Source organism: Streptomyces sp. NPDC055025, assembly GCF_053608565.1.
In genome coordinates this window covers 1-9,729 of record NZ_JBSGVS010000128.1, presented here as the reverse complement: position 1 = coordinate 9,729, position 9,729 = coordinate 1, and the positions used below count along the sequence as shown (strand labels likewise).

Below are 9,729 nucleotides of genomic sequence, written 5' to 3'. Positions count from 1 at the left end.
CCCCTGACTCGGGGTGCGGGCCCACGCGCGTGGTGCCGTACGAGTGACCCTGCACGGGTCGTGCCGTACACCGTACAAAAAGCCGTGCGGTCCTGCGGTCGTGCGGTGCGGTCGTGCGGAAGGGTCAGCCGGCCAGAATGGCGCGGGCCAGCCCGGCCGTCTCGGTCGGCGTCTTGCCGACCTTCACGCCCGCGGCCTCCAGGGCCTCCTTCTTCGCCTGCGCCGTGCCGGAGGAGCCGGAGACGATGGCGCCTGCGTGGCCCATGGTCTTGCCCTCGGGCGCGGTGAAGCCCGCCACATAGCCGACGACCGGCTTGGTGACGTTCTTCGCGATGAAGTCGGCCGCGCGCTCCTCGGCGTCACCGCCGATCTCACCGATCATCACGATCAGATCGGTGTCGGGGTCGGCCTCGAACGCGGCGAGCGCGTCGATGTGGGTCGTACCGATGACCGGGTCGCCACCGATGCCGACGGCCGACGAGAAGCCGAGATCGCGCAGCTCGTACATCATCTGGTAGGTCAGCGTGCCGGACTTGGACACCAGACCGATACGGCCGGGCTTGGTGATGTCGCCCGGGATGATGCCGGCGTTGGACTGACCGGGGGTGATCAGACCGGGGCAGTTCGGACCGATGATGCGCGTCTTGTTGCCCTTGCTGCTCGCGTACGCCCAGAAGGCGGCGGAGTCATGGACCGCGATGCCCTCGGTGATCACGACGGCGAGACCGATCTCGGCGTCGATCGCCTCGACGACGGCCGCCTTGGCGAAGGCCGGGGGCACGAAGACGACGGAGACATCGGCGCCGGTCTTCTCGATGGCCTCGGCCACGGAGCCGAAGACGGGTACGGAGGTCCCGTCGAAGTCGACGGACGTGCCCGCCTTACGCGGGTTCACACCGCCGACGATGTTGGTGCCGTCGGCGAGCATGAGCCTGGTGTGCTTCATGCCGGTGGCGCCGGTCATCCCCTGGACGATGACCTTGCTTTCCTTGGTGAGGAAGATAGCCATGGTGTTGGAGTTCCTGGTCCTTATGTCGTGTCGGAGACGCGCGAGGTCAGCGTGCCGCGGCAAGCTCGGCGGCCTTGTCGGCCGCCCCGTCCATGGTGTCCACGCGCTGCACGAGCGGGTGGTTGGCGTCGGACAGGATCTTGCGACCCAGCTCCGCGTTGTTGCCGTCGAGCCGCACGACCAGCGGCTTCGTGACCTCCTCGCCCTTGGACCTGAGCAGTTCCAGGGCCTGGACGATGCCGTTGGCGACCTCGTCGCACGCGGTGATGCCACCGAAGACATTGACGAAGACGGACTTGACGTCCGGGTCGCCGAGGATGATCTCCAGCCCGTTCGCCATGACCTCGGCGGAGGCGCCGCCGCCGATGTCGAGGAAGTTGGCGGGCTTCACACCGCTGTGCGCCTCACCGGCGTACGCGACGACGTCCAGGGTCGACATGACCAGACCCGCGCCGTTGCCGATGATGCCGACCTCGCCGTCGAGCTTGACGTAGTTGAGGTTCTTGGCCTTGGCGGCGGCTTCCAGCGGGTTGGCGGCGGCCTTGTCCTCAAGAGCCGCGTGCTCGGGCTGGCGGAAGTCGGCGTTCTCGTCGAGCGAGACCTTGCCGTCCAGTGCGATGATCTTGTTGTCGCCGGACTTGATCAGCGGGTTCACCTCGACGAGGAGCGCGTCCTCCTCGATGAAGACGGTCCACAGCTTCTGGAGCACGTCGGCGACCTGGTCGGCGATCTCGGCCGGGAACTTCGCGGCGGCGACGATCTCGGCGGCCTTCTCCGGGGTGCAGCCCTCGTTGGCGTCGACCGGGACCTTGGCGAGCGCGTCGGGGTTCTCCTCGGCGACGACCTCGATCTCCACACCACCCTCGACGGAGGCCATGGCGAGGAAGGTGCGGTTGGTGCGGTCCAGCAGGAAGGAGACGTAGTACTCCTCCGCGATGTCGGCCGTCTCGGCCAGCATCACCCGGTGGACCGTGTGGCCCTTGATGTCCATGCCCAGAATCTGACCGGCCTTCTCGACGGCGTCCGCCGGGTCGGCGGCCAGCTTCACGCCGCCCGCCTTGCCCCGGCCGCCGACCTTGACCTGCGCCTTGACAACGGCCTTGCCGCCAAGACGCTCGGTCACCTCGCGAGCCGCTTCAGGCGTCGTGATGACTTCACCGGCCAGCACCGGTACACCGTGCTTGGCGAAGAGGTCCCTCGCCTGGTACTCGAACAGGTCCACGCGTGTCCGTCCCTTTGTCTTTTAAACCGCAGCCTGGTGATCGCGGGTTCGTTGTCTGCGTGGGCGTGCCGCGAAGGGCAACGTGACTGCGCTGTCACTGAGGAAGGCGTACTCGCTGTCCGGTACGCGGCATGTCCGTCTCGCAGGTTATCCCCGAGGGCCGTGGGTCCCTAAATCGCAGATCACACCTGAGCGGTGATACCTGTCACATGAGTCTCGTACCCGGCAGATCGCTGTCCGGCACGGGGATCGGGCGCTTCTCGATCGCCGCCGCCATCACCTCCGGAAAGAGGTCCGGCGTGCAGGCGAACGCCGGTGCGCCCAGGGCGGCGAGGGCCGCGGCATGCTCCCGATCGTACGCCGGGGCTCCCTCGTCGGACAGCGCGAGCAGCGCCACGAACTGGACGCCCGAGGCCTTCATGGCCGCGACCCTCTTGAGCATCCCGTCGCGTATGCCGCCCTCGTAGAGATCGCTGATCAGGACGACCACGGTGTCGGCGGGCCTGGTGATCCGCGACTGGCAGTAGGCGAGCGCGCGGTTGATGTCCGTGCCGCCGCCGAGCTGGGTGCCGAAGAGGACGTCGACGGGGTCGTCGAGCTGGTCCGTGAGATCGGCGACGGCCGTGTCGAAGACGACGAGCCGGGTGGCGATCGAACGCATCGACGCCAGGACCGCGCCGAAGACCGAGGCGTAGACGACGGACGCGGCCATCGAGCCGGACTGGTCGATACAGAGGACGACTTCCTTCCGCACGGACCGCGTGGCCCTGCCGTAGCCGATCAGCCGCTCCGGGACGACGGTGCCGTGTTCGGGGAGGTAGTTCTTGAGGTTGGCCCGGATCGTACGGTCCCAGTCGATGTCCCGGTGGCGCGGCCTGCTGATCCGCGCGGACCGGTCGAGCGCCCCGGTCAGGGTGGCCCTGGTGCGGGTCGCCAGCCGTTTCTCGATGTCCTGGACCACCTTGCGCACCACCGCGCGGGCGGTCTCCCTGGTCGTCTCGGGCATGACCTTGTTGAGCGAGAGCAGAGTGCCGACGAGATGGACGTCCGCCTCGACCGCCTCCAGCATCTCCGGTTCGAGCAGCAGCGCGGAGAGACCGAGCCGGTCGATCGCGTCCCGCTGCATGACCTGGACGACGGTGCTGGGGAAGTACGTACGGATGTCCCCGAGCCAGCGGGCGACGGAGGGCGCGGAGGCGCCGAGCCCGGCGGAGCGGGCGGTGCCGCCGCCACGCTCCTTGCCCGAGCCGTAGAGGGCCGACAGCGCGCCGTCCATCGCCGCGTCCTTGCCGGAGAGCGCGCGGCCCGTCCCGTCGGCGCTCTCCCCGCCGAGCACCATGCGCCAGCGGCGCAGCCGCTCGTCCGCCGCGCCGTCCCCGGCCGTCCCGTCCTCGGCCGCGCCGTCCCCGGCCGTCCCGTTCCCGGTCATCCCGTCACCTCCGAGAGGTCGTGGTCGTGGTCAGGACCGGGGCCGACGCCGGGGCCGGTGGCGCCAGCGGGCCCCAGCAGCAGGCGGAGGACCGGGAGCACGGCATCGGCCCGCGTCCCGTCGAGCCCCGGGCCGAAGCCGGGCGCGACGGCACCGGACCCGGACTCCGCCGGCCCCCCGCCGGCGGGGCCGCGCCGGACCAGCTCGCCCAGCGTGCGCCGTACTCCCGGCTCGTACGCCGAGAACGTACGGCGCAGCAGCGGGAGCACATCGGTGAAGGCGTCGGCCGGCACCCCGGTCAGCCAGCCGTCGACCAGCCCGAGCAGCCGTTCGTCGTGGATCAGGAGCATGCCGCCGCCCGACGCGCCGCCGACGAAACCCTCGATCCAGGCGGCGGCGTCGGCCGGCGGGGTGCCGGGCGACAGGGCGAGCCCCATGAGCCGTGCGCCGTCGTCCTCGGCGAGCCGCCCGTCGTCCAGCAGCAGCCGGGCCGCCCGTCCCCTGATCACCCCCGCCACGGTGTCCCGCTCCGCGAGCTTGCGCAGGACGGTTCCCCAGCGCCCGGCGAGATCCCGGCCCTTGGTGTGGGCGGGAGCGTGGGCGTGGGCGGGAACAGGGGCGGGGGCAGGGGCGGGGGTACGGTCGCGCTCGCGGCCGTCGCCACGGGCGTCCGGGAGCAGGCCGATCGCCGTGTGCACGCCGTCGAGGTGCTTGCGCATCTCGGCGGCGCCGTCCGCGTCGAGCCCGGCGCAGGCGGGCGGCAGACCCACACAGATCCGCTCGGCGAGCCCGGCCGCCACGTCCCCGAGCGCGGCGGTGTCGGTGGACCGCACGTCCCCGTACCGCAGCGAGCGGGCGAGCGCGGGCAGCGCCTGGGCGAGATGGCCGACATCGGCGTCCAGCGCGGCGCGGTCGGCCAGGGCCCGCATCACCAGGGGCAGGGCATCGGGCAGTCCGGCCAGCAGACAGCGCTCGGCCAGGGCCGTGACCTCGGCGAGCGATGCCGCGGACACGGCCTGGGACTCGGCCCTGGCGGTGGCGGCGGCGAGCACGGTGGTGCCCCACACGCCCGCCTCCGCGACCCGTACGTACAGCTCGGGCTCCCAGCGCAGCCGCCAGCTCTCCCGGAAGGTGCCGGTGCTCCCCCGCCCCGCGGCGGGCTCGCCCCAGTCGATGCCCAGCAGCCGCAGCCGGTGCAGCAGTCTGCTGCGCGCCGTGTCCGTCTCCTTGCGCAGATCGAGGTCCATTTCGCGCTCCAGCGCCTCCGGCTTGAGCCGCAGCGAGCGCTGGAGCCTGGTGAGATCGCGCTGCAACGGCACGGCGGGCGCCGTGCCGGGGACCTCACCGAGCACATCCCCGACGACGAGCCGGTCCTGGATGAGCCCGAGCGGAATGTCCGACCCCTCGCACATCACGGCCCGTACGGCGTCGGTCGTCTCGCTGAGACCGGCCAGCGGGCGGCCGCGCATCACGGCGAGGGTCTCGGCGAGCCGTACCGCCTCGATGACATGGGCGGAGGAGACGATGCGGTCCTCCTCCCGCAGCAGACCCGCCACCTTGGTGAGCCACCGCTCCACGGGACGGTCGGGCACGGCGAAGAGATGTCCGTACCAGCCCGGAGAGTCGATCCCCGCGCCGTAGCCGCTGTGCCGGGCGAGCCTGCGGTGGGTCCAGGGCACCCATGTCACCTCGGTCCTCACCTTGGGCAGGCCCTTCAGCAGGGCGCGGTCGGCGGCCAGGGTGGTCCTCCCCGCCAGCGCGGGCACATGCCAGGCACCGCAGACGACGGCGATGTCCGCGTCGGCGAACTCCTTGCGGGCCGCGCGCAGCTGGATACGCATATGGGCCTCGCGGACGAGATCACGCCGGTGCCCGCCGGAGCCGTACTCCTCGCGCAGCGCGCCCATGGCCTCGGCGACCGCCTCGAACGGCGCGAAGGGGCCGTCGGAACGGCTGCCCTGCCCCTGATGCTCGACGGCGTCCTCCCACCAGCGCTCGGGATCGTCGTACCCGGCGGCCTCGGCGAGAACGGCGAGCGGGTCGACGCGCAGTCCGTCGGCGTCGGGCTCCGGGCCGCCACCGGGCTCGTCCTCGGAGCTGTCCTCCGCGGCCCGCGCCAGCGAGTGCGCCGCGGGGAGATCGATGAACCGCACCGGTACGTCATGGGCCAGCGCCCAGCGGATCGCGACCCACTCGGGTGAGAACTCGGCCAGCGGCCAGAACGCGGCCCGTCCGGGATCGTCCACCGCGTGCGCGAGCAGCGCGACCGGCGGTCGCATCGCCTCGTCCCCCGCGAGCGCCAGCAACGCGTCGCCCTCGGGCGGTCCTTCGACCAGCACCACGCGCGGCGCCGCCGCGTCGAGCGCACGCCGCACCGCCCGCGCGGACCCCGGCCCGTGGTGCCGGACCCCGAGCAGCAGCGGCGCGCGCCCGGGGCCCCCGGCCGCCGCCCGCGCCGCCGTCACGCGCTCACCTCGCGGCAGGCGCGGTAGAAGTCCTTCCAGCCGTCGCGCTCGCGGACCACGGTCTCGACATACTCCTGCCACACCACGCGGTCCGCCGCCGGGTCGCGGACGACCGCGCCGAGGATGCCGGCCGCCACATCACCGGGGCGCAGCACGCCGTCGCCGAAGTGGGAGGCGAGTGCCAGGCCATTGGTGACGACGGAGATGGCCTCGGCCGTGGAGAGCGTCCCCGAAGGGGACTTGAGCTTCGTACGGCCGTCGGTCGTCACACCGTCGCGCAGCTCACGGAAGACCGTCACGACCCGGCGGATCTCGTCGATGCCCTCGGGTCCGGCCGGCAGGTCGAGCGAGCGCCCTATCTGATCGACGCGCCGGGAGACGATGTCGACCTCCGCCTCCGGTGTGGCGGGCAGCGGCAGGACGACGGTGTTGAAACGGCGGCGCAGCGCGCTGGAGAGGTCGTTCACCCCGCGGTCGCGGTCGTTGGCCGTGGCGATCAGATTGAAGCCGCGCACCGCCTGCACCTCCTGCCCCAGCTCGGGGACCGGCAGCGTCTTCTCGGACAGGATCGTGATGAGCGAGTCCTGCACATCGGCGGGGATACGGGTCAGCTCCTCGACCCGCGCGGTCATGCCCTCGGACATGGCCCGCATCACCGGGCTGGGAACCAGCGCGTCGCGGCTGGGGCCGTGGGCGAGCAAGCGCGCGTAGTTCCAGCCGTACCGGATCGCCTCCTCCGGTGTGCCCGCCGTGCCCTGCACCAGCAGCGTCGAGTCACCGCTGACGGCCGCCGCGAGATGTTCGGAGACCCAGGTCTTGGCGGTGCCCGGCACACCGAGGAGCAGCAGTGCCCGGTCGGTGGCGAGCGTGGTGACCGCGACCTCCACGATCCGGCGCGGTCCCACGTACTTCGGTGTGATCACCGTGCCGTCGGGCAGCGTGCCCCCGAGCAGATAGGTGGCCACGGCCCAGGGCGACAGCCGCCAGCGCACGGGCCGCTGCCGGTCGTCCGCCGCGGCCAGGGCCGTCAGCTCGTCGGCGAACGCGTCCTCGGCGTGCGGACGGAGCGCCTCGCTCCCCGTGGTCGCGGTGGCGGCGGTGGTTTCGGGCACGGTCATGGATCCCCCTCCAGATCGATCGACCGGATGTGGATTCCACGGTGCACCACGCCACTGACAATCGGCCGTCCGCGCGGACCGGGGCCCGGCGGACGGCCGTGTGGAGGGCGGGCGTGCGGAGGGCGGGAGTTCAGTCGCCGATCGGCGAGATCGCGATGCAGCCGCCCACGGTGGCCAGGCCCCCGCCCGTCTCCTCCTTGATGACCTCGCCCTTGTAGATGATCTTGCAGGTGACCTCGGCGCCGGTGATGTCCACGGCGGTCGGCATGACGGCGGGCGGCATGATGCCCCGGAGTGTGACCGTCTTCCTCCATGGCAGCGTGGGCCGTTCGACCGTCTCGATCTCGGGCTCCATGGCCTTGCCCCCGCCGCCGTGGAACTCGATCGTGTCGACACCCTTGCCCGTGACCTCGTAGGTGACCTCGTAGGTCTCGTTGAAGGCCTTGTCCACCTGGTCGACGGTCTCGGAGCAGGCGCTCAGTCCCAGCGTCAGACCGGTGACTGCGAGGGCGCCGAGGGCGGCCCTGACCGTGCGGGTGGTGCGGGTGGTGGTACGGGCTGTGCGCGTGGTGCCGCTCATCTGTGATCCCCCCGAGTCTTCGCTTATGTCGCTCTTACACAAGCGTAAAGGAACCGCAAAGGGCAGGGCGAGAGCGGCGCAAGAGCCCGGCAACGTCCGTGAAATCGCAGGTCGGGGCGATTGTCAGTGGTGGGTCCTAACGTCGTGTCCATGAATCCGACGGGGGTGCGCTGGACGACGGAACAGGTGCTGGCCCTGGCTCCTGACGACGCGTCGCGCAAGGCGGGGAACAGACTGGGCACGGCCGGACCGTGGTCGGGCGCGGGAGCGAGCGCCGCGGGGTCCGTCTGGGGGCTGTGCAAGGGCAGCGGCGGCAAGCCGTACCAGACGGTGGTGGACACCACGGGACCGGCGTACAGGTGCAGTTGCCCCAGCCGGAAGTTCCCGTGCAAGCACGCGCTCGGACTGCTGCTGCTCTGGGCGGCCGACGAGGAGACCGTGGGGCGGTCGGAGGCACCCGACTGGGCCGCGGAGTGGCTCGAAGGGCGCAGAGAGCGGGACGGGAAGAAGACGGCGGACGGCACGGCGGGCGGGAGCGCGCCGGGGAAGGCGGCCGATCCGGAGGCCGCGCGGCGCAGGGCGGAGCGCAGGGCCGCGCGGATCACGGCGGGGACGACGGAGCTGGAGCAGCGGCTGACGGATCTGCTGCGCGGCGGGCTGGCCGCGGCGGAGCAGTCGGGTTACGGGCTGTGGGAGGAGACGGCGGCCCGGATGGTCGACGCACAGGCTCCGGGACTGGCGGGCCGGGTCCGGGAGTTGGGGGCGATCCCGGGCTCGGGGGCCGGCTGGCCGGTGCGGCTGCTGGAGGAGTCCGCGCTCCTGCATCTGCTGAACGCGGGATGGCAGCGGCTCGACCGGCTGCCGGAGCCGCTGGCGACCACGGTCCGTACCCGGGTCGGCCTCCCGTCGCCCCTCGGGGGCGCCCCGGTCAGGGACCACTGGCTGGTCCTGGCCCAGTACGACTCCTCGGACGGCAAGCTGATCACCCGTCGGATCCGGCTGTACGGACGGGACTCGGGCCGCTCGGCGCTGCTGCTCTCCTTCGGGGCGGCGGGCCGGTCCCCGGAGCTGGGACTGCCGGTGGGCCTGGTGATCGACGCCGAGGTCACCCCGCACGCGGGCGCGGGACAGCTGAGGGCCGACTGGGGGCGCCAGTTCGGTGTCCCGGGCCCGATCCAGGAGCCGCCGCCCGGCGGATCCACGGCAGCGGCGATCGAGGCGTACGGCGCGGCGCTGCGGGACGACCCGTGGCTCGACGCCTGGCCGGTGACCCTGCGGGATGTCATCCCGGTACCCGTGCCCGAGGCGGGCGGTGGCTGGCAACTGGCCGACGCCGACGGCGGATCCGCTCTGCCCGTGGCACCGGCGGCTCTGGGGCGTCCCGGGCTCTGGAAGCTGGCCGCGGTCTCCGGCGGTGCGCCCGTGACGGTCTTCGGCGAGTGCGGCCACCGCGGTTTCCATCCGCTCGCGGCCTGGGCCGAGGACATACCGGGGACCGTCCCGCTCACCTGACCGCCGCGCGCGGTGCCGCCCGCGCACCTTCGGAGGACCCGACGCATGTACGGAGGACCCGATGACGAGCACCACCGACACCAACAGCGCCACCGGCACGAGCAGCGCCACCGACACCAACAGCCCCACTGGTACGAGCGGCACCACCGGCCCTACTGGTGCGCGCGGGGGCACGACCGCCTGGGAAGGGCTGGTCACCGCGGCCCTGCTCGGTACGGACCGCCGCACCCCGCCCGCGGAGATCATGGCGCCCGGCCAGGACGCGCCCGCCGCCCTGCTGGACGCCGCCGCGCTGCACACCGTCACGGTGGATCTTGTCTGCCGCTTCGTTCTGCCGGGCGATCGTCGCGAGGGTCTTCTTGAGACGCTCGTCCATGGCACCGAAGGCGTAGCC

General features: G+C 72.2%; 7 protein-coding genes and 1 pseudogene. 2 read left to right on the top strand and 6 right to left on the bottom strand.

Annotated elements, in window-relative coordinates; genetic code table 11:
- Positions 1–124 precede the first annotated feature (124 nt).
- From sucD to ACWGDX_RS38765, 6 genes are all read right to left on the bottom strand, one after another.
- Positions 125–1,009: a succinate--CoA ligase subunit alpha gene (gene sucD, locus ACWGDX_RS38790; protein ID WP_363084601.1), complete on the bottom strand. Its 885-nt coding sequence runs from the start codon at positions 1,007–1,009 to the stop codon at positions 125–127.
- A 46-nt stretch (positions 1,010–1,055) separates the two neighbouring features.
- On the bottom strand, positions 1,056–2,231 hold the full coding sequence (sucC, locus tag ACWGDX_RS38785; RefSeq protein ID WP_453633453.1) for an ADP-forming succinate--CoA ligase subunit beta: 1,176 nt from the start codon (positions 2,229–2,231) through the stop codon (positions 1,056–1,058).
- 205 nt (positions 2,232–2,436) lie between these two features.
- Complete coding sequence (locus ACWGDX_RS38780; RefSeq protein WP_453633451.1) at positions 2,437–3,660, bottom strand: VWA domain-containing protein; 1,224 nt, start codon at positions 3,658–3,660, stop codon at positions 2,437–2,439.
- Positions 3,657–6,125, bottom strand: a complete 2,469-nt coding sequence (locus ACWGDX_RS38775) for a DUF5682 family protein (RefSeq protein WP_453633449.1) — start codon at positions 6,123–6,125, stop codon at positions 3,657–3,659. Before ACWGDX_RS38775 ends, ACWGDX_RS38780 begins: the two co-directional genes overlap by 4 nt.
- Complete coding sequence (locus ACWGDX_RS38770) at positions 6,122–7,243, bottom strand: ATP-binding protein (RefSeq protein WP_453633447.1); 1,122 nt, start codon at positions 7,241–7,243, stop codon at positions 6,122–6,124. Before ACWGDX_RS38770 ends, ACWGDX_RS38775 begins: the two co-directional genes overlap by 4 nt.
- Before the next feature lie 130 nt (positions 7,244–7,373).
- Complete coding sequence (locus ACWGDX_RS38765) at positions 7,374–7,823, bottom strand: hypothetical protein (protein ID WP_453633445.1); 450 nt, start codon at positions 7,821–7,823, stop codon at positions 7,374–7,376.
- 150 nt (positions 7,824–7,973) lie between these two features.
- Here ACWGDX_RS38765 and ACWGDX_RS38760 point away from each other — a divergent pair, with 150 nt between their 5' ends.
- Both ACWGDX_RS38760 and ACWGDX_RS38755 read left to right on the top strand, forming a co-directional pair.
- Positions 7,974–9,335, top strand: coding sequence for an SWIM zinc finger family protein (locus ACWGDX_RS38760; protein WP_453633443.1), 1,362 nt, complete (start codon positions 7,974–7,976; stop codon positions 9,333–9,335).
- A 61-nt stretch (positions 9,336–9,396) separates the two neighbouring features.
- Positions 9,397–9,729 (top strand): annotated as a pseudogene (locus tag ACWGDX_RS38755) (hypothetical protein); the annotation flags it as partial.

Coding starts and splice junctions, on each gene's coding strand:
- sucD (WP_363084601.1), bottom strand. CDS start 1,009: ATGGCTATCTTCCTCACCAAGGAAAGCAAGGTCATCGTCCAGGGGATG.
- ACWGDX_RS38780 (WP_453633451.1), bottom strand. CDS start 3,660: ATGACCGGGAACGGGACGGCCGGGGACGGCGCGGCCGAGGACGGGACG.
- ACWGDX_RS38770 (WP_453633447.1), bottom strand. CDS start 7,243: ATGACCGTGCCCGAAACCACCGCCGCCACCGCGACCACGGGGAGCGAG.
- ACWGDX_RS38765 (WP_453633445.1), bottom strand. CDS start 7,823: ATGAGCGGCACCACGCGCACAGCCCGTACCACCACCCGCACCACCCGC.
- ACWGDX_RS38760 (WP_453633443.1), top strand. CDS start 7,974: ATGAATCCGACGGGGGTGCGCTGGACGACGGAACAGGTGCTGGCCCTG.